General features: G+C 59.6%; 21 protein-coding genes. 8 read left to right on the plus strand and 13 right to left on the minus strand.

What is annotated here, in order from left to right:
* Window positions 1–46 precede the first annotated feature (46 nt).
* The 3 genes from Q0792_RS10960 to Q0792_RS10970 all read right to left on the minus strand — a co-directional run bounded on the left by Q0792_RS10960 (window position 47) and on the right by Q0792_RS10970 (window position 2,724).
* Window positions 47–700 carry an OmpA family protein gene (locus Q0792_RS10960; RefSeq protein ID WP_298840098.1) on the minus strand — a complete coding sequence of 218 codons (654 nt, stop codon included), beginning with the start codon at window positions 698–700 and terminating at the stop codon, window positions 47–49.
* Between the two features lie 132 nt (window positions 701–832).
* Entirely contained in the window at window positions 833–1,699 is an 867-nt protein-coding gene (locus tag Q0792_RS10965) for a bifunctional helix-turn-helix domain-containing protein/methylated-DNA--[protein]-cysteine S-methyltransferase (RefSeq protein WP_298841850.1), read from the minus strand.
* A 50-nt stretch (window positions 1,700–1,749) separates the two neighbouring features.
* Window positions 1,750–2,724 carry a Hint domain-containing protein gene (locus Q0792_RS10970; protein WP_298840101.1) on the minus strand — a complete coding sequence of 325 codons (975 nt, stop codon included), beginning with the start codon at window positions 2,722–2,724 and terminating at the stop codon, window positions 1,750–1,752.
* A 147-nt stretch (window positions 2,725–2,871) separates the two neighbouring features.
* Between Q0792_RS10970 and nth the strand changes: the two genes are divergently transcribed.
* Genes nth through Q0792_RS10985 form a run of 3 tightly spaced genes read left to right on the plus strand, consistent with a single transcriptional unit; the run spans window position 2,872 to window position 5,107 of the window.
* Window positions 2,872–3,516, plus strand: coding sequence for an endonuclease III (nth, locus tag Q0792_RS10975; protein WP_298840104.1), 645 nt, complete (start codon window positions 2,872–2,874; stop codon window positions 3,514–3,516).
* A complete protein-coding gene (locus Q0792_RS10980) occupies window positions 3,513–4,502 on the plus strand; it encodes an adenosine kinase (RefSeq protein WP_298840107.1) in 990 nt (329 codons plus the stop codon). Before nth ends, Q0792_RS10980 begins: the two co-directional genes overlap by 4 nt.
* A 2-nt stretch (window positions 4,503–4,504) precedes the next feature.
* Complete coding sequence (locus Q0792_RS10985) at window positions 4,505–5,107, plus strand: GNAT family N-acetyltransferase (RefSeq protein WP_298840110.1); 603 nt, start codon at window positions 4,505–4,507, stop codon at window positions 5,105–5,107.
* Here Q0792_RS10985 and Q0792_RS10990 read toward each other — a convergent pair.
* Both Q0792_RS10990 and Q0792_RS10995 read right to left on the minus strand, forming a co-directional pair.
* Window positions 5,098–5,580, minus strand: coding sequence for an RNA pyrophosphohydrolase (locus tag Q0792_RS10990; protein WP_298840113.1), 483 nt, complete (start codon window positions 5,578–5,580; stop codon window positions 5,098–5,100). The genes Q0792_RS10985 and Q0792_RS10990 overlap by 10 nt on opposite strands.
* On the minus strand, window positions 5,577–6,035 hold the full coding sequence (locus tag Q0792_RS10995; protein WP_298840116.1) for a GNAT family N-acetyltransferase: 459 nt from the start codon (window positions 6,033–6,035) through the stop codon (window positions 5,577–5,579). Before Q0792_RS10995 ends, Q0792_RS10990 begins: the two co-directional genes overlap by 4 nt.
* 97 nt (window positions 6,036–6,132) lie before the next feature.
* Here Q0792_RS10995 and Q0792_RS11000 point away from each other — a divergent pair, with 97 nt between their 5' ends.
* Window positions 6,133–8,160 carry an NADPH-dependent 2,4-dienoyl-CoA reductase gene (locus tag Q0792_RS11000; RefSeq protein WP_298840119.1) on the plus strand — a complete coding sequence of 676 codons (2,028 nt, stop codon included), beginning with the start codon at window positions 6,133–6,135 and terminating at the stop codon, window positions 8,158–8,160.
* Window positions 8,161–8,430: 270 nt separating this feature from the next.
* Window positions 8,431–9,336 (plus strand): LysR family transcriptional regulator, encoded by a 906-nt coding sequence (locus Q0792_RS11005; protein WP_298840121.1) that lies wholly within the window; start codon window positions 8,431–8,433, stop codon window positions 9,334–9,336.
* Between the two features lie 66 nt (window positions 9,337–9,402).
* Here Q0792_RS11005 and Q0792_RS11010 read toward each other — a convergent pair whose 3' ends face one another.
* Genes Q0792_RS11010 through Q0792_RS11025 form a run of 4 tightly spaced genes read right to left on the minus strand, consistent with a single transcriptional unit; the run spans window position 9,403 to window position 12,395 of the window.
* Complete coding sequence (locus Q0792_RS11010; RefSeq protein WP_298840124.1) at window positions 9,403–10,371, minus strand: OmpA family protein; 969 nt, start codon at window positions 10,369–10,371, stop codon at window positions 9,403–9,405.
* Window positions 10,368–10,940, minus strand: a complete 573-nt coding sequence (locus tag Q0792_RS11015; protein ID WP_298840126.1) for a peroxidase-related enzyme — start codon at window positions 10,938–10,940, stop codon at window positions 10,368–10,370. The genes Q0792_RS11010 and Q0792_RS11015 overlap by 4 nt, the downstream gene beginning before the upstream one ends.
* Entirely contained in the window at window positions 10,933–11,673 is a 741-nt protein-coding gene (locus Q0792_RS11020) for a GNAT family N-acetyltransferase (protein ID WP_298840129.1), read from the minus strand. Before Q0792_RS11020 ends, Q0792_RS11015 begins: the two co-directional genes overlap by 8 nt.
* Window positions 11,670–12,395 (minus strand): molybdopterin-binding protein, encoded by a 726-nt coding sequence (locus Q0792_RS11025; RefSeq protein ID WP_298840132.1) that lies wholly within the window; start codon window positions 12,393–12,395, stop codon window positions 11,670–11,672. Before Q0792_RS11025 ends, Q0792_RS11020 begins: the two co-directional genes overlap by 4 nt.
* A 48-nt stretch (window positions 12,396–12,443) precedes the next feature.
* Here Q0792_RS11025 and sfsA point away from each other — a divergent pair, with 48 nt between their 5' ends.
* A complete protein-coding gene (gene sfsA / locus Q0792_RS11030; protein ID WP_298840134.1) occupies window positions 12,444–13,151 on the plus strand; it encodes a DNA/RNA nuclease SfsA in 708 nt (235 codons plus the stop codon).
* A gap of 66 nt (window positions 13,152–13,217) precedes the next feature.
* Window positions 13,218–14,036, plus strand: coding sequence for a type I methionyl aminopeptidase (map, locus tag Q0792_RS11035; RefSeq protein WP_298840136.1), 819 nt, complete (start codon window positions 13,218–13,220; stop codon window positions 14,034–14,036).
* Here the strand turns inward: map and Q0792_RS11040 are convergent.
* Genes Q0792_RS11040 through Q0792_RS11050 form a run of 3 tightly spaced genes read right to left on the minus strand, consistent with a single transcriptional unit; the run spans window position 14,027 to window position 15,989 of the window.
* The gene (locus Q0792_RS11040; protein WP_298840137.1) at window positions 14,027–14,209 is read right to left on the minus strand and encodes a hypothetical protein; all 183 of its coding nucleotides are present in this window, start codon (window positions 14,207–14,209) and stop codon (window positions 14,027–14,029) included. The genes map and Q0792_RS11040 overlap by 10 nt on opposite strands.
* Before the next feature lie 17 nt (window positions 14,210–14,226).
* Complete coding sequence (gene rsmD, locus Q0792_RS11045; RefSeq protein ID WP_298840138.1) at window positions 14,227–14,784, minus strand: 16S rRNA (guanine(966)-N(2))-methyltransferase RsmD; 558 nt, start codon at window positions 14,782–14,784, stop codon at window positions 14,227–14,229.
* Window positions 14,781–15,989, minus strand: a complete 1,209-nt coding sequence (locus Q0792_RS11050) for an FAD/NAD(P)-binding oxidoreductase (RefSeq protein ID WP_298840139.1) — start codon at window positions 15,987–15,989, stop codon at window positions 14,781–14,783. The genes rsmD and Q0792_RS11050 overlap by 4 nt, the downstream gene beginning before the upstream one ends.
* Window positions 15,990–16,084: 95 nt before the next feature.
* Here Q0792_RS11050 and Q0792_RS11055 point away from each other — a divergent pair, with 95 nt between their 5' ends.
* Window positions 16,085–16,573: a peroxiredoxin gene (locus Q0792_RS11055; protein ID WP_298840140.1), complete on the plus strand. Its 489-nt coding sequence runs from the start codon at window positions 16,085–16,087 to the stop codon at window positions 16,571–16,573.
* 85 nt (window positions 16,574–16,658) lie between these two features.
* On the opposite strand, the gene Q0792_RS11060 is transcribed toward Q0792_RS11055, so the two are convergent.
* Window positions 16,659–17,507: a mechanosensitive ion channel domain-containing protein gene (locus Q0792_RS11060; RefSeq protein WP_298840141.1), complete on the minus strand. Its 849-nt coding sequence runs from the start codon at window positions 17,505–17,507 to the stop codon at window positions 16,659–16,661.
* Between the last annotated feature and the right edge of the window lie 4 nt (window positions 17,508–17,511).

Here is a 17,511-nt window from a genome sequence, read left to right on the forward strand (position 1 = left end):
AGAGGCCACACCCGCTGGTGTGGCCCCTGTCAGCGAATGTCGCTGCTCAGGCGGTTGGAAGAATTACAATCTCTACACGGCGGTTCTGCGCCTTGCCGCCTGCGTTGAGGTTGCTCGCAACAGGCTGCGTCTCGCCGCGACCGATTGTCTGTATACGACTGCCGGGGACGCCCGCGTTGATCAGAACACTGGCAACAGAACCCGCCCGCCGCTCCGAAAGCCCCTGGTTGTACGCCGCATCACCGTCGCTGTCAGTGTGACCGATAACCTGGACGATCGAGGCGGGATACTGGTTCAGACTCCGCGCTACCGAAACAAGGTCATCCTGCAGATCCGGCCTTACCGAAAAGCTGTCAGTGGCGAAAAGCAGGTCCTGCGGCATGGACACGATCAGCCGGTCACCTGTGTTTGTGATGGTCACGTCACTGTCGAGCTGGTTGCGCAGCTCCGCTTCCTGCTTGTCGAGGTTATAGCCCGCCGCGCCGCCCACTGCGGCACCAAGTGCGGCACCAAGGATGGTCGCTTTTGTATCACCGCCCGCGATCTGGCCCGCGATGGCACCTACGCCTGCGCCGATCAGTGCGCCCTGCTGCGCCTTCGGCGTTTCAGATCCTGCGCCGAGCTGCCCTGGATCGGTACAGGCTGCCAGAGCCAGTGTTCCCGCGAGTGCGAGTGCTGCCGGGGTCTTTAAACGTGTCATATTCGTACTGCCTTCTGTGGTTGCGGCCCCGTTCGGGCGGGGCGTCGTTGTAGGAACGCAGTATATATGGGCGTGGTTCCGCCGCAAACAAAGGGGAATTTCCGCCAGGCAGAAACCTGCCTGTGTCACTTTTCAGTGTTCAGCATACACCGTTTCCATGGCCAGCATGGCGCGCTTCATGGGTAGCCCCCAGTGATATCCGCCCAGCCCGCCTGATTTGCGCAGAGCCCTGTGGCAGGGGATCAGCCAGCTGATCGGGTTACGCCCGACGGCCGTTCCGACGGCACGCACGGCGCGGGGAGCGCCCACGACACGGGCGATTTCCGAATAAGTCGTGACCTGCCCGGACGGAATGCTGAGCAACGCCTCCCAGACCTTGATCTGAAAAGGTGCGCCTATCAGGAACAATGGTGCTGCATCCAGCGAGCCGTCCCCCGCGCCAAAGGCCTGAAGGACCCACGGGCGCAGCATCATGGGATCTTCTGTGAATTCGGCCTTGGGCCAGCGCTTCAGCATATCCTCAAAAGCTGCTTCCTCGCCCATCTCAGCGGCAAAGCCGATGCCACAGATCCCTTTTTCGGTCCCCATTACAATCGCCGGGCCAAAGGGGCTTTCAAACCAGCCCCAGAATATAGTCAGCCCGTCGCCCTTGCGCGCAAAGTCTCCCGGGCTCATCGCCTCCCAGCGTAAAAACAGGTCATGCAGACGGCCTGACCCCGAGAGCCCGACAGATTGCGACACCTCCAGCGTGGTAAAGCGCTCGCTGAGCAGCGATTTGGCATGTCCGAGCATCAGATACTGCTGATACCGTTTGGGGGAGACACCAACCCAGCGGGAAAAGACGCGCTGAAAGTGTGCTGGGCTCATCCCCATATCGGCGGCGATACTTTCCAGCGAGACATTTTCCTCGGCACTGTCAATCATGTTGATCGCGCGGCGGATCACCTGGTAATGGTAGGCGCTCTCGGGTGTGTCGGCTATCTGGCTGTGCTGTGTCATGCCCTCAGAATAATCTGTCACGCTCGGGCTTTCGACCCGAAACCTGCGGTTTAAGCGCTTTCGTCGAAGGCCTGGAAGGCGTTGCGCGCTTTTGTGATCATGCGCCCGGCCTGTGACCGGTCGATCCAGGGCCGTGCGGTCCGCCCGTTATGCAGGTGTGGCCCCAGCAGTTGTGACAATCTGTTCTGTTTGCCCTCCGCAATCTGATCATATGTGTCTGCGTCTGCACAGAAGGTTTCCACCCAGGTTCCTTCAGCAAGAATGATCTCGTGGTTTGCACAGAGAACGCGCGTCATCGGGCAGCTGCGCGCTGGCCGTACCGGCGCCGCGACGCCACAGTCACGCCATGCCTGCACCGGCGCGAGAACTTCGTTCAGCCGGTCGGCGGCACCATCACCGACACCACGCAGAATGATCCGCAACCCTCCGGTCACCCGCAGATCATGCGCCGGTACACCCGGTGCAACTGAACCCGCCGGGACGGTCACCAGCGCAAGATCAGGATTCTGTCGCAGAACGCCCGGGTCGGCTTTTGTCCGGTCAATCCACAGTATCGGCTGGTAGCCGTTATCGCGGGTCAGTACCCGGTCCGACGTCTCAAGCCACTCTACAGGCACCGGACCCTCTTCAGTCCGGATCATTGTGCCGGGACCAAAAAACGCAGGGCCCGGCACCGGGCGCGTTCTGCCGCCAGCCGCCTCATGCCCGTTCCACCCACTCACGACCTTCAGAGGTGCACCAGGCGCCATCGTTTCGGGTACGAGATACCCGCACAAGTTCCCGTTCCGCTTTACGCAGAAAAGAGTGACGCCGGTCCCATCCGGCGCCCGCAGGGACACGTGCCCGTCATCCGCAATGCACCAGCCCGCGCCACGCGAGGGTTGCCCCCGATCGCTGCCCGGGGCCACAGCCAGGCCCGTGGCGCAGACATCATAGGATTTCGCCGGGTCCAGGGTGAGTGTCTGCGCCTGCGGATCAAAAACAAGCGCGTCAGGCGCGCAGACAAAACGGTCTGGAAAAGTCATGGTGGCTCCGGCTGAATGGGTCCCCCTGTTTTGCCAGAGTCGCGTAAACAGTCACATCATAAAAAACCCGGGATTTATCTCTGCTTTTAGCTATCCCGCCGGCGTTGCGCTTGCCCCGCCCGGTGAATCCACGCATAACGCGGCACCATGGCAAAACAACTCGGCTATCATACGATCCGCGAGATTTTCACCCGCTTTCACGAGGCCGATCCGGCCCCTAAAGGCGAGCTGGAACATGTGAACGTCTATACTCTGGTTGTAGCGGTTGCACTCAGCGCTCAGGCCACAGACGCAGGTGTCAACAAAGCAACACGCAAACTGTTCCCGATCGCGGACACACCGCAGAAGATGCTGGATCTGGGGCTTGAGGGTCTGACCGAACACATCAAAACGATTGGTCTCTACCGCCAGAAGGCCAGGAACGTCATGAAGCTCAGCCAGATCCTGGTGGACGATTACGGCGGCGAGGTGCCCAACAGCCGCGCCGCACTTCAGGGCCTGCCCGGCGTCGGGCGCAAAACGGCCAATGTGGTGCTGAACATGTGGTGGCAGCAACCGGCGCAGGCGGTCGATACGCATATTTTCCGGCTGGGCAACCGTTCGGGCATTGCACCCGGCAAGACAGTCGAAGCCGTCGAACGGGCCATCGAAGACAATATTCCTGCTGATTTTCAGCTCCATGCGCACCACTGGATGATCCTGCACGGGCGTTATCACTGCAAAGCGCGCAAGCCGCAGTGTCCCACCTGTATTATCCGTGATCTCTGCTCTTTTGAGGACAAAACCGAATGAAAAAATACAAGTTAGTGGGTATCGGCAACGCCGTTGTCGATGTGATCAGCCACGCCGATGACAGCTTTCTCGACCACATGGGAATCGAAAAAGGCATCATGCAGCTGGTAGAGCGGGACCGGTCAGAGGCGCTTTATGGTTCTATGTCCGACCGCCTGCAGACGCCTGGCGGCGCTGTGGCGAATACGGTTGCAGGCGTCGGTGCTCTGGGCCTGCAGACCGCATTCATCGGCCGTGTCCGCGACGATGCGCTGGGAAAATTCTATGCCAGTGCTATGACCGACAATGGCATCGATTTCGTCAACCCGCCGGTGCAGGACGGTGAAACACCAACCTCGCGATGCATGATTTTTGTCACGCCTGACGGTGAGCGCTCGCTGAATACTTACCTGGGTATTTCCACAGGACTGACCTCTGATGATGTGCCGGTCGAGGTCTCCGGCAATACACAGATCATGTTCCTAGAGGGATACCTCTTTGACCACGACGCCGGCAAAACCGCATTCCGCGAAGCTGCCCGGGCGACCAAGGCAGGTAATGGCATTGCCGGCATTGCCATTTCGGACCCCTTTTGTGTCGAACGCCACCGGGCAGACTTTCTTACACTGATCGGGAACGACCTCGACTACGTGATCGGCAATGAACACGAAATCAAATCCCTGTTCGAAACAGATGACCTGGAGCTGGCGCTGAGCAAAACGGCTGAGATCTGTCCGCTGGTGGTCTGCACGCGTTCAGGCGACGGTGTTTCGGTGATTGCCGACGGCAGCCGTCACGACATACCCGTGCAGGAAGTAACCCCCGTCGACGCCACCGGTGCCGGTGATCAGTTCGCTGCGGGTTTTCTTTATGGCCTGGCCACATCGCGGGACATCGAGACCTGTGCACGCATGGGCAACGCCTGTGCCGCCGAAGTGATCAGCCATATCGGTCCGCGCCCGCAAAAGGACATGATGCAGGTTTTCCAGGCAGAAGGTCTCGTCTGAAAATGATCGCGGATGGCTTCCATGACGTTCCGCCAGGCAAAGTGGCGATGATCGTCACCCATCTGGAGATGACGTCGAGGGCGGACACACGACAGATCCCGCTGCCCGAAGGGGTCAGCTTTCACAAGGTTGACGCCAGGCCTGAGTGGTACCGTGACGTTTTCCGGCGCGTCGGCTCGCAGGACTGGCTCTGGTATGGCCGCCTGCGTAAGAACGATGCGGAACTCATGGATATTCTGGGTGACCCCGGCGTCGAGGTCTTTACCCTGCGCCACGATGGTCACGATGAAGCCTTGCTGGAGCTGGATTTCAGAGTGCCGGGTGAATGCGAGCTTGCCTATTTCGGCCTGACCGCAGCACTGATCGGCACCGGATCAGGCAGGTACCTCATGAACGAGGCGATCACACGCGCCTGGGCGAAACCGATCACCCGGTTCCACGTGCATACCTGTACCATCGACAGCCCGCAGGCCCTTGCGTTTTACCGACGCAGTGGGTTCACACCCTGCCGCCAGCAGGTCGAGATAGACGACGACCCGCGCGTCATCGGTGTGCTGCCCGAAGACCACGGACCCAATGTGCCGATCTTCCGCGCTCAGAAATAGTCGCGGAAATCCTCAAGTACAGCGACGTAAACATCCCGCTTGAACGGCACGATATTGTCGACAAGATCGTCAACCGGCAGCCAGCGCCATTCAGAAAATTCCTGATGCTTCTGTTCAATCCGGATGTCATCGTCTGTGCCGTGGAACCGCAGCAGAAACCATTTCTGTTGCTGACCGCGGAACCGGCCTTTCCAGAGTCTGGGCACCAGTTCATGAGGCAGTTCATAGGGCAGCCAACGCGGGCTTTCGGCAACGACGGTGACCTTGTCGGCGGTGACGCCGGTTTCTTCGGTAAGCTCGCGCAGCGCGGCGTCCTGCGCCTGCTCTCCGTCGTCAATCCCGCCCTGGGGCATCTGCCATGCTGCAATCCGGCTGTCGATGCGCTGCCCGACAAACACCTCGCCCGCCGGGTTCATCAGCATGACACCGACACAGGGGCGGTACGGTAGTCCGGCGATTTCGTCTGGCGTCATATCAGGCTCTTCTCCATCTCAGCGCGGCGCAGAAACTGACCTGCACGTTCTGCTGTTTCGTGCTGGACTACCCGAAAGCCAACAGCGTGGAAAGCTGGTTGAGCCATTAGACTGGCATGGGTGTGCAGCCGGTTTTCGCCGCTGGCGCGCGCGTGCTCTTCAACAGGAAGGTAAAGCGCACGGAAAACACCCCGTCCGCGATAGTCCGGCAGGATGTAGGCAAAATCGATATAGCCGCCGGATTCAATGGTCATGAAACCAACCGGGCCGGATTCAGTTTCTTTGAGGATACAGCTTTTCTCCGCAAGGCGCGCGGCCCATGATACCGCTTCGGGCACATGGGGCATCCATGCGGCACGTTCGGCCTCGGTATAAGGGCTCGGGCCTTCGCGCACTGCCCGAAAGAAGACGTGACCAAGCAGATCCGCGTCTGCAGCAGTTGCCCATCTGATCATTCTCTTTTCCTGCTCTGCTGTGACGCGGCGTTCGACGTGACACCGGATATGTGAAAATGTGAAGTGAGCGCAATCAAAACCAGGGAGGGTTTTTCCGATGGCCAATTATCCGCATCTGCTGGCGCCGCTGGATCTGGGTTTCACCACGCTGAAAAACCGCGTCCTGATGGGGTCTATGCATACGGGTCTTGAAGAAACCAAAGACTGGAACCGTGTTGCCGAGTTCTATGCGGCGCGTGCCCGCGGCGAGGTCGCACTGATGGTCACCGGCGGGATCGGCCCGAACCTCGAAGGCTCCGTTCTGCCGGGCGCTGCCATGATGGTCTCGGATGATGATGTGGCCAACCACCGTGTTGTCACGGATCGCGTCCACGAGGCAGGCGGCAAAATCGCCATGCAGATCCTGCATGCCGGACGATACGCATATGGCCCGAAATGCGTGGCTCCTTCGGCCATCAAATCCCCCATTTCACCCTTTCCGCCGACCGAACTGGACGAGGAGGGTATCGAAAAACAGATCAGCGATATTGTCACCTGTGCCATGCGGGCGCGCGAGGCCGGGTATGACGGTGTCGAGATCATGGGCTCCGAGGGCTATTTCCTGAACCAGTTCCTGGTCACACATACCAACAAACGCACGGACCGCTGGGGCGGATCCTATGAGAACCGGATGCGCCTGCCGGTTGAGGTGGTGCGCCGTGTGCGCGAGGCGGTCGGCACGGATTTCATCCTGATCTACCGGCTGTCGATGATCGACCTTGTACCCAACGGCTCGACGCATGAAGAGGTCGTGCAGCTGGCGCAGGCAGTCGAGGCCGCAGGTGCCACGATCATCAATACCGGTATCGGCTGGCACGAAGCGCGTATCCCGACCATCGCAACTTCGGTGCCACGTGCTGCTTTTGCCTGGGTGACCAAAAAGCTGATGGGAAAAGTTGGCATCCCCGTTATCACCTCAAACCGGATCAACACGCCCGACGTGGCAGAAGAGGTTCTGTCAACAGGCTGTGCTGATATGGTCTCGATGGCCCGCCCGATGCTTGCTGACGCCGATTTCGTCGCCAAGGCGATTGCGGGCAACAATGCGCAGATCGCACCGTGTATCGCGTGTAATCAGGCGTGCCTTGATCATACTTTCTCGGGGAAAATATCAAGCTGCCTTGTCAATCCACGCGCCTGCTATGAAACCGAGCTGACAATTTCACCTGCCGCGAGCACAAGAAAGATCGCTGTTGTCGGCGCTGGTCCCGCTGGTCTGTCGACGGCGATCACAGCGGCACAACGCGGCCATGCCGTTACGGTGTTCGACCGTGCTGACCAGATCGGCGGACAGCTGAACATGGCCCGTCAGGTGCCCGGAAAGGAAGAATTCCACGGGCTGGTAGACTGGTATCGCACGATGGTTGATACGGCGGGTGTCACCGTCGAACTGGGCCGTGACGTTTCCGCGGATGATCTGACGGGATTTGACGACGTCGTCGTCGCCACCGGTGTTGTCCCCCGCGATCCTGAAATCCCGGGTCAGGATGCGCCGAATGTGCTGAGCTATATCGACGTCCTGCAGGGCAAAGCCCCTGTTGGCAGGCGCGTGGTCGTTATTGGTGCAGGCGGGATCGGTTTCGACGTCGCCGAATACCTCGTGCACGAAGGGGAAAGCCCGACGGTGAACCTGCCGGAGTGGATGCGCGAATGGGGTGTGACCGATCCGGCCGAGCATCGCTCTGGTCTCGCCCCCGAAGGCCCGCAGCCCGGAGCACCTGCCCGGGATGTTGTGCTGTTGCAACGCAAGGCCGAGAAACCCGGAAAACGTCTGGGGAAAACCACCGGCTGGATCCACCGGGCGGCACTGGCAATGAAAAACGTCAGAATGATCGGCGGTGTGAACTACGAGCGCATTGAGGCGGGCGGTCTGGTCGTCTCGCGCGGCGAGGCGCGAGAGAACCCCGAACTTATCGAAGCGGATACAATCGTTCTGTGCGCCGGGCAATTGCCGGACCGCAGCCTCGCGGACGCGTTACAGGCCAGGGGAATATCCTGTCATGTTATTGGGGGGGCAGATGTAGCAGCAGAACTGGATGCGAAACGAGCAATCGACCAGGGTACGCGGCTCGCGGCCGTTCTCTGAAGCCCTGACACAACTGAATCTCCCCTTTCCGGCATCGTTTTGCCCAAAGTGTAAACACAGCAAACGTCGCAGGCCGACAACCCTGAGGAGAATATATTCAATATTATTAAATTCTTAGGGGTGTGATTTCCACGGTTGACGTGGGGCGCTCAGCGTTTCCGCGTTCTGAACGATCCTAGCAAAAACCGCGATACTGTCTCAGATACGCCCCGATCCTGCCCGATTTCACCGCCATACAAGCCTTCAACGCAGAGATTGAAGGGATCGGCAATGGACCGCCTCACAGAAATGGAAGCATTCGCAACGGTCGTGGACCAGGGCGGCTTTACAGATGCGGCCAAAAAGATGGGAATCTCCAAGTCCGCTGTTTCCAAACACGTATCATCACTGGAAGCACGTCTTGGTGCGCGCCTGCTGAACCGGACCACTCGCCGTGTCAGCCCCACTGAGATCGGTCTTGCCTATTATGATCGCGCGCGCCGCGTTCTGAACGATGCAGGCGAGGCGGACGCCCTTGTCACGTCTATGCAAAGCGCGCCGTCGGGCCTGTTGCGCATCTCTGTTGCTACAGATTTTGGTGTGAACCACCTGTCGCCGGTTCTGAGTGAGTTTCTGTCCGATTTCCCGGATATCACCGTAAACATGGTGCTCAACAACCGGTACGTCGAGTTGATTTCCGAAGGGTTCGATATGGCGGTGCGTATCGGAGAGCTGGAAGACAGCACCTTGCGTGCACGCAAGCTGACGGAAACCACAAAACGTATGATCGCCAGCCCGGACTACTTTGAAAAATACGGCCGTCCCGAGAAGATTGACGATCTGAACGATCACAAACTGCTTCACTATTCCAACCAGTCGTCCGGAAATGTCTGGAAACTGACGGCACCTTCCGGTGAGAAACGCCACGTGCGTACTGCCGGCTGGCTGAGTGTCAACGACGGTCAGTCGCTGCTCAATGCGGCCATCTCAGGTCTTGGCATCGCCTACCTGCCCAGTTTCCTCTACGCCGAAGCGATGGAACAGGGGCTTGTCGAAGACGCCATCCCTGATCTGCCGATGGAGACCCAGGGCATCTATGCCGTGTATCCACCGGGTCGTTTTACCCAGCCCAAAGTCCGCGCCTTCATCGATTTCCTTGTCCATGCCTTTGCAGAAAAAGGCCCATCGGACTGGTAACAGAACAATCCACCAATCCTCGGTGACCACCCTGTCCCCCGGTGTCTTCGTGCATCGGGGGCTTTTTTATTCGACGCTCAGAACAATCGCCTCGACACGGCGGTTCCGACGGCGGCCCTCTTCGGTCAGATTGCTTGCCATGGGCGCGAGATACCCCATGCCTTCTGCCTCCATCCTGCCCGGATCAATGCCATAACCGCTGATCAGCCGCTGCCGGACAGAACGCGCACGGGCGCGGGACAAAGCGATATTCGGCTCCAGCCCCCCAACGGTGTCGGTGTGACCGACCAGCGCGATCCGCATGCCGGGTTGCTCGGTCATGATAGCTGCAAGATCTGCCAGAGAGGTGTATTCCCCATCTCCCAGGTCCGTTGATCCGGTGGCAAATATCAGATCCTCCAGAACCATATGACCCTGTTCCAGAAGAGCTTCGCCGGTTACCGGCAGCGGGACAGGTTCAGGTGCGGCATCGCCGGGCGCCACAACGGCGGTCTCGGGCAGCAGCGCCTCTGCCTGCGGCCCTGTTCCAGCAGTGATGATCTGCACATAGGACGACGCAGACGTCGCACTCACGAGAATACCGATGGCTCCGTCCGGCGCGTCGCGCGGTCCGGAAAACGCGGTCAGGTACCGGAACCGCGCGAGGTTCACATACATGTTCGGCCCGGGCAGAACTTCGGTGGCAAAGCGGAAATCGAAGCCACCACAGGTCCGTGCCGAGCATTCGAATATAACCTCGTAGCCGGCGGCTTCGATCTGATCCCGCAGCGGCACAATGATCTGCAGCGGAGTCATCCCAGCCGTACCGATACGCCATGCACGCCGCGAAATGGCGCCTTCGATTGTGACTGACGGGAGCACGCCGTTTGCAAATCGCCCGACCGGCGCGTCAAAACTGTCCAGTTCGCTGTCGCGTTCCACGGTCTGACGCGCGCCCAGCGGCAGCTCCGGCGCAAATGCGTACCCCGGGTGGGGAACAAGGGCGGTACAGGCAACCAGCAGGGCTGCGCGCCAGGCTGACGCCGGTGCACTCATCTGGCCTGAGCGTGGTAGTCGTCGTTGGGGCGCATATCAGTTGCACTGGCAACCCGGTTTGTCATGTTGAAAAACCCTGCCACATTGGCAATGTCCCAGATGTCCTGTTCAGTGAACCCCACATCCCTCAGACCCTGACGGTCCGGTTCTTCGATTGTGGCACTGGCAGTGGTCATCTTTGCCGCAAAATCCAGCATGGCACGGTGCCTGGCAGACAGCGCAGCAACCCGGTAATTCATCACCAGAGCCTCGCCCAGCATCGGATCTCCCGACATCGCGCGCACTGCAGCGCCATGTGCCACCAGACAGTAAAAACACCTGTTGATCGATGAAACGACCACCGCGATCATCTCACGCTCGAGCTTACTCAGTCCCGAAGGCGCCAGCATCAGATTGTTGTACATGCCAGTGAACGCATCAAGTTTTTCAATGTCAAAAGCATATGCGCGCAGGACATTCGGGATCATGCCCAGCTTTTCCTGACAGACCTCAAAATATTTTCGCGTTGGTTCCGGAAGCGGGTCAACAGCCGGGAGGTTCAGTGCTGTGGGCAGATCTGTCTCAGCCATAGTCGGCGGCTCCTGACGTGGGTTTCATACGGTAATGGTACTGTGCGACCGGCTCAAAGCCCAGCGCGGAATACAAGGCGTTTGCAGCGCTGTTGGCTTCTGTGCAGAGCACGGCCATCTGATCTGCGCCCTGACGTTCAGCCCAGAAGGCCGCTGCGCGCATAATCCAGGCCGCGACGCCCTGCCTGCGCTGATGTTCCAGAACTTCGACAGCGTGCACCATTGCGATATTGGCGCTGTGGGCCACAAAACCCGTTCCGGCAGGTTTCTCGTTCCAGCGCAGCAATATACCCGTTCCGTTTCTGGCACGCCCCATCACCCGCAGACGTGCCGGACCGATGCCGCCTGCCTCCCAGATTTCCGCCATAATCGCCAGTGGCTCGCGGATTTCAAAAGCGGTTACGGGGGGAACCGGTTTATCGGTCAGGCCCGCAACCGGCATCACCATCAACCGCACAGGGTCGACCACCACATAGCCCCGGGCCGCAAGCAGCGTATCCAGACGTTCTTCGCCAGCGCGGATCATGAAAAGCGGCGGCTGGCCCAGTGCCTGCATCTGCTCTTCGGCAAGCGCCAGATCATCGCCGGCAACCTCGGCCTCTGCCGTTGCTGCCGAAACCCGTTTTCCGCCGCCCTGCCCATCGCGGATTGTCCATGGCCCGATCCGCACAGCAGCCGCCGGGGGCCATGTTGCATCAACTGCCGCAAGCAGATCAGCGGTATCCGGTATCATCCGGGAAAGGCTGCCGACAGCTGGTCCATGGCCGCCTTTACCATCGCCGGATCCTGTCCCCGGATCACGACGTTCGAGCCGTAGGCACCGTTGTCCTGCTGAAAAGGATACGAGCCCATACTCAGCGCCGGATACTGTTGCGCCAGAACACCAAGCGGGCCGGCGATATCGCCCTCTCCCTGATCTATCCGCAGTGTCTCGGAAACCAGCGGTGCGCCGCCCGCCAGCCTGGGCAGCATGGTCTCGACCATCGCCTGAAATACGGATGGCACGCCAGCCATGACATAGACGTTCTCAAGGATGAAACCGGGCGCTATTGAAACAGGATTTTCAATCAGCGCCGCTCCTTCGGGAATACGCGCCATGCGCAGGCGCGCCGCGTTCAGCTCTTTGCCCGTCCGTGCGTAATGATCGGCCAGCAGCCGGCGGGCGTCCTCACGCACGTCGATGTCCCGACCAAAAGCCTGCGCAATGCAGTCGGCAGTAATATCGTCATGAGTCGGGCCGATGCCACCGCTGGTGAACACGTGATCAAAGCTCGCCGCAAGTGACTGTACGGCACAGATGATGGCCTCGGCGTCGTCACTCACGACCCGGACCTCGCGCAGATCTATACCCGCTTCGGTCAGCTTGCCCGCGAGGTGATACATGTTTGCATCGCGCGTGCGGCCAGACAGAATTTCGTCACCGATCACCAGCATCGCAGCCGTTGGATTTGCCATGAGCACCCTCCTTGCGTCCCTTCCTCTCAGAGGTATAGACGGGGCATCATGCGCTTTCAAACCGATCTTGTGCCAGCCCGGCTGACACGCCGCTACAAAAGATTTCTCGCCGACTGCGTTCTGGAATCAGACGGGCGCGAAATTACCGCCCACTGTGCAAATCCCGGTTCGATGATGGGACTTGCAGAGCCCGGTACACGCGTCTGGCTGGAGCCAAATGACGACCCGAAAAAGAAACTGAAATTCGGCTGGCGGCTGGTTGATCACGAAAACGGTCATTTCACCGGTGTCGACACCAGCGTGCCAAACCGCGCGCTGAAAATGGCGCTGATGGCCCGTGAGCTTGCCCCTTTTGCCGACTGGCCGCTTGTCCGGCCCGAAGTGCCCTATGGTGAGAAGAGCCGCATCGACTTTCTGCTGAGCGGTGAAGGTCTCAGGGATGTCTACATCGAGGTCAAAAGCGTAACGCTGAGCCGCGCGGCCGGTGTCGCGGAATTCCCCGACAGCGTCACCGCGCGTGGTGCAAAGCATCTGGGCGAACTGGCACGGGTTGCCGGCGCAGGCCACCGCGCCGTCATGCTCTATCTGGTCCAGCGAACAGACGCGCAGACAGTGACCCTCGCGGGTGATATTGATCCTGCCTATATGGCTGCCTGGGAGGCTGCGACATCTTCGGGCGTTGAAACTCTGTGCTTTGGCACCAATATCTCGCCCAAAGGGGTAGAGGTCGGTAAACCGCTGCCTTTCAGGCTCTGAACGCGACTGGTGCCTGACGTGAAGGCACGCTAGAAGCCGCAAAACGACACCACGATGGAGACCCACGTGAACGAAGATCTTCGGGGCCGTCAGACCAAAGACGGCATACGCATTTATGAAGCCGGCGACTTTGCAGGCATGCATGCCGCGGGCGCACTTGCAGCGCGTATCCTCGACGACATCGCGGACCACGTTTTCGTCGGGCAGACAACCGGCGCAATCGACAAACGTATTACCGAAATGGTCGAGGAAGCCGGCGCAACATCTGCAACGATAGGCTACAAGGGCTATCAGCACGCAAGCTGTATCTCGGTCAATCACGTGGTCTGTCACGGCATTCCGGGCGACAAATCTCTCAAAGACGGAGACATTCTCAACATTGACGTCACCGTTATCGTAGACGGCTGGTTTGGCGATACCAGCCGGATGTATGTCGCCGGCAAACTGCCCCGCAAGGCAGAGCGCCTCATTCAGGTGACGCATGACGCACTGATGCTGGGTATCGAAGCCGTAAAGCCCGGCAACACATTCGGCGATATCGGGCATGCCATCCAGACCTATGCGGAAAGCCACCGCATGTCAGTGGTGCGCGATTTCTGCGGGCACGGGCTGGGCCGCGTCTTTCATGCGCCCCCCAATGTGCTGCATTACGGGCGCCCGGGCACCGGCGCCGTGCTTGAAGAGGGCATGTTCTTTACGATCGAACCGATGGTCAACCTTGGCCGGCCCGAGACCAAAACACTGGCAGATGACTGGACGGCTGTGACCCGCGACAAATCGCTGTCTGCGCAGTTTGAACATTCCATCGGTGTCACCGCAGATGGCTGCGAGATCTTTACGCTGTCGCCCGGCGGCAGGTTTCACCCCACACAGCCTCAGGACTGATCCGTATCGCTCTCCGCGTCGCGGCGCATCAGATCCAGCAGCAGTGTATCCGGGCCCCAGGGCTGGACCGCATCGCCGATAAACACCGGTGATTTGCGGCGCACGGGTCTTTCCGGCGCGGTTGCGGTGTCCGCATCAAAAAACCGGATAGAGAAGCGAGCCGTGGCAAACATGGCCCTATCCTGGCAGATCATCCGGAAAATTTCGACAACAGTGTCACATGGGTATCGCCATAGCGTCGGTGATCCCTGTGCTCAAAGCCGTGCGGCGTCCCGACGGAAGTTGATTCCTCCCAGACCACCAGCGCATCCGGTGCCAGCCATCCCCCGTCGTCTGCAACCGCCAGAGCCTTCTCGCCCAGCCCCTTCCCATAAGGCGGGTCCAGAAAAACCAGATCGCAGGGCGTCGCATTACAGGCCGGCAACCGCAGGGCATCCCGCGCGATGATGCGCGTTGTATCCTTTGCACGCAGCTTTGCGATGTTTTCGCGCAGGAGTTTTTGCGCTGCGCGGCCATCGTCCACAAAGGTCACTGACGCCGCACCTCTGGACAATGCTTCCAGGCCCAGTGCGCCGGTACCCGCAAAAAGATCCAGCACATGTGCCCCATCAATCACGTCATAACTGTTCAGGACATTGAACAGGCTTTCCCGCACACGGTCCGTGGTGGGCCGCAGATGCGCGCCGGCATCTCCCTTGCCCACGGCCGCCAGTGGTACGCTGCGGTGTTTGCCGGCGATGATCCTCACGGGCGCATCAACACTTTCAGATCTGCCGATGCATCGGCAATCACCGACGGGTCTGCCGATTTGCCCGCTTCGATCAGACGTTTGCCCACCATATAGGCCCGCGGGTCATTCATCGCGTCTACGGCCACCAGCACGTCATCGCGGAAATACCAGAAGGATGCCGTCTGCCCTTCACCGGTGCGGGTCACCACATCGGTGTAGCCTGTATTCAGACCGGCGATCTGCAGCTTGACATCGTACTGGTCCGACCAGAACCACGGTTTTGCGACATATTCCGCGTCCGCGCCGAGGATATTGTCCGCCACCTGTTCTGCCTGATCAATGGCGTTGGGCACGCTTTCCAGCCGGATACGGTTTCCTCTGAACGGGAATGATGCACAGTCACCGGCAGCCCAGACGTTCGGATCTGACGTGCGGCCCTGTGCGTCGGTGGCAATACCGTTGTCCAGCGTGAGGCCCGCCGCTTCTGCCAGCGCTGTTGCAGGGCGGATACCGACACCGGCAATCACGAAATCGACGGTAATATTGCTGCCGTCTGACAGTTTGGCACCAGACACAGCATCGTCGCCGAGCAGACGTTCAAGGCCGGTGCTCTCCCGGATATCCACCCCATGCGCCATGTGCAGCGCACGGAAATAATCGCTGGTCTGTGGGGCTGCGACACGCTGCAGAATACGGTCCGCCATTTCGATCAGCGTTACCTGAACACCGCTTTTTGCGGCAACTGCTGCGGCCTCGAGACCGATGTACCCGCCGCCCACAATCAGTGCATGCGCGCCGTCGCGAAAATGCGGGGCCATCGCGTCTGCATCTGCAATGTTACGCACGGCAAAGACATTCTGCAGATCACCGCCGATTGCGGCTGGCAGGCGGTTCGGCACAGACCCGGTGGCCAGTACAAGGTGATCATAGGTCAGGGTCTCATCAGAGATCCGGACGGTGCGCGCTGCGCGGTCAATTGCCGTGACGGTTGTGTTCATTCTCAGCGTGATGTCGTTTTCGGCGTAGTAAGACTCCGGGCGCAGGAACAGGCGTTCCAGAGCCATGTCCCCCATCAGATAGGCCTTGGACAGGGGCGGGCGCTGATAGGGGGGCACGGGCTCGGAACCGATCAGCGTAATGCCACCGCCGTAGCCACCACTGCGCAGCCGGGCAACACAGGAAGCACCTGCCTGGCCTGCTCCGATCACAATAACATGTCCCATTCCGGCCTCCGTGACTTCATTTCCTGTGGTCCACCCACTGCCGGCAACCTATATCGGGCAGGAGAACGAACGCAATTACAGGAAAGGCGTATCACATGACGATTTCACAGGGCGATCAGCTTCCCGACGCAACTCTGGTTGAAATGGGCGCGGAAGGACCGGCACCGGTCTCTCTGGCGGACAAGACCAAGGGTCGCAAAGTCGTCATCTTCGGCGTGCCCGGCGCTTACACGCCGACCTGCCACTCTGCGCATGTGCCCAGCTTTATCCGCACGAAAGAGGCGCTTGAGGCCAAAGGCGTGCAGGAAATCATCTGCGTGTCCGTCAATGATCCGTTTGTCATGAAATCCTGGGGTGAGGCGACGGGTGCCACTGCTGCGGGCATCACGATGCTGGGCGACCCGCACAGCACCTTTACGAAAGACATCGGTATGGAATTCAGTGCACCACCAGCCGGCCTCAATGACCGCTCAAAGCGCTATGCCATGCTCGTCGACGACGGCAAGGTGATGCTCTTCCAGCCCGAAGAAAGCCCCGGCGTCTGCGAAGTCTCTGCCGGAGAAGGCCTTCTGGCCAGCATGTAAACGCCCGGGTCGCTGACCCGCACTGCAAGAAAGGGCCGGGCGTTTCCCGGCCCTTTTCACTGTCTGATAAGGGGTTTCCGCCTGATTATTCTGCGGCTGACTGGATCACTGTGCGCGTCGGGAAAGGAATATCCACTCCGCCACTGTCCAGAGCTTCTTTGACCGCTCGCTTCATATCAGCCTGGTAGGCAAAGAATTCCGACGATTCGACCCAGACCCGGACCAGAAAATCGACCGAGAAGTCGCCCAGGTTGTTCACCTGGATAAAAGGCTCCGGATCGGCCATCGACCGCGGATCAGCCATGATGGTATCGCGGATAATTTTTTCAGCCTGCGCGAGATTCGCGCCATATCCCACGCCAAAGGTCCATTCGGCCCGGCGCGTTTTGTTTGTCGAGTAATTCGTGATGATATTGCCCCAGACCATCGAGTTGGGGATGATCACCTGCACGTTGCTCAGATCAGCAAGCTCGGTAAAATTCAGCGTGATGGCTTTGACGGTACCCATTGTGCCGCCGACGTCCACAAAATCGTCCATTTTGATCGGGCGGAACAGGATCAGCATCACACCGGCGGCCACGTTGGACAGCGTCCCCTGCAGGGCAAGACCGATTGCAAGACCCGCAGCACCAATGACCGCAACCACCGATGTGGTCTGAACGCCAAAGGTGTTGAGCACGAAAAGCGCGGTGAAGCCCAGGACCACATAGCGCACGATGGACGACAAAAAGTCGAACAGCATGTCGTCGAGGTGTCTGTGCCTGCGTCCCAGGTTCTGGACACGTCGTTGCAGCCAGGCGGAAACAATCCAGCCGAGCAGAAGAATGGCAATGGCGGCAAAAATCGAGCCGACAGTGCTCAGCAGAAAATCAACAGAAAGGACGTCCGCCAGGGTTTTTCCCTGCCAGATTTCCGTCGACAGCAGTTCGTTCATTGGT

The sequence above is a fragment of the uncultured Roseobacter sp. genome (assembly GCF_947495025.1).
Taxonomy (GTDB): Bacteria; Pseudomonadota; Alphaproteobacteria; order Rhodobacterales; family Rhodobacteraceae; genus Roseobacter.

What these genes read in the sequence shown, in the direction of transcription:
- Q0792_RS10965 (WP_298841850.1), bottom strand. Translation starts at nt 1,699, where the DNA reads ATGACACAGCACAGCCAGATAGCCGACACACCCGAGAGCGCCTACCAT.
- Q0792_RS11060 (WP_298840141.1), bottom strand. Translation starts at nt 17,507, where the DNA reads ATGAACGAACTGCTGTCGACGGAAATCTGGCAGGGAAAAACCCTGGCG.
- Q0792_RS11010 (WP_298840124.1), bottom strand. Translation starts at nt 10,371, where the DNA reads ATGAGTGCACCGGCGTCAGCCTGGCGCGCAGCCCTGCTGGTTGCCTGT.
- Q0792_RS10970 (WP_298840101.1), bottom strand. Translation starts at nt 2,724, where the DNA reads ATGACTTTTCCAGACCGTTTTGTCTGCGCGCCTGACGCGCTTGTTTTT.
- Q0792_RS10960 (WP_298840098.1), bottom strand. Translation starts at nt 700, where the DNA reads ATGACACGTTTAAAGACCCCGGCAGCACTCGCACTCGCGGGAACACTG.
- Q0792_RS11015 (WP_298840126.1), bottom strand. Translation starts at nt 10,940, where the DNA reads ATGGCTGAGACAGATCTGCCCACAGCACTGAACCTCCCGGCTGTTGAC.
- Q0792_RS11005 (WP_298840121.1), top strand. Translation starts at nt 8,431, where the DNA reads ATGGACCGCCTCACAGAAATGGAAGCATTCGCAACGGTCGTGGACCAG.
- Q0792_RS11040 (WP_298840137.1), bottom strand. Translation starts at nt 14,209, where the DNA reads ATGTTTGCCACGGCTCGCTTCTCTATCCGGTTTTTTGATGCGGACACC.
- Q0792_RS10995 (WP_298840116.1), bottom strand. Translation starts at nt 6,035, where the DNA reads ATGATCAGATGGGCAACTGCTGCAGACGCGGATCTGCTTGGTCACGTC.
- Q0792_RS11055 (WP_298840140.1), top strand. Translation starts at nt 16,085, where the DNA reads ATGACGATTTCACAGGGCGATCAGCTTCCCGACGCAACTCTGGTTGAA.
- Q0792_RS10985 (WP_298840110.1), top strand. Translation starts at nt 4,505, where the DNA reads ATGATCGCGGATGGCTTCCATGACGTTCCGCCAGGCAAAGTGGCGATG.
- nth (WP_298840104.1), top strand. Translation starts at nt 2,872, where the DNA reads ATGGCAAAACAACTCGGCTATCATACGATCCGCGAGATTTTCACCCGC.
- Q0792_RS10980 (WP_298840107.1), top strand. Translation starts at nt 3,513, where the DNA reads ATGAAAAAATACAAGTTAGTGGGTATCGGCAACGCCGTTGTCGATGTG.
- Q0792_RS11050 (WP_298840139.1), bottom strand. Translation starts at nt 15,989, where the DNA reads ATGGGACATGTTATTGTGATCGGAGCAGGCCAGGCAGGTGCTTCCTGT.
- Q0792_RS10990 (WP_298840113.1), bottom strand. Translation starts at nt 5,580, where the DNA reads ATGACGCCAGACGAAATCGCCGGACTACCGTACCGCCCCTGTGTCGGT.
- Q0792_RS11000 (WP_298840119.1), top strand. Translation starts at nt 6,133, where the DNA reads ATGGCCAATTATCCGCATCTGCTGGCGCCGCTGGATCTGGGTTTCACC.
- sfsA (WP_298840134.1), top strand. Translation starts at nt 12,444, where the DNA reads ATGCGCTTTCAAACCGATCTTGTGCCAGCCCGGCTGACACGCCGCTAC.
- Q0792_RS11020 (WP_298840129.1), bottom strand. Translation starts at nt 11,673, where the DNA reads ATGATACCGGATACCGCTGATCTGCTTGCGGCAGTTGATGCAACATGG.
- Q0792_RS11025 (WP_298840132.1), bottom strand. Translation starts at nt 12,395, where the DNA reads ATGGCAAATCCAACGGCTGCGATGCTGGTGATCGGTGACGAAATTCTG.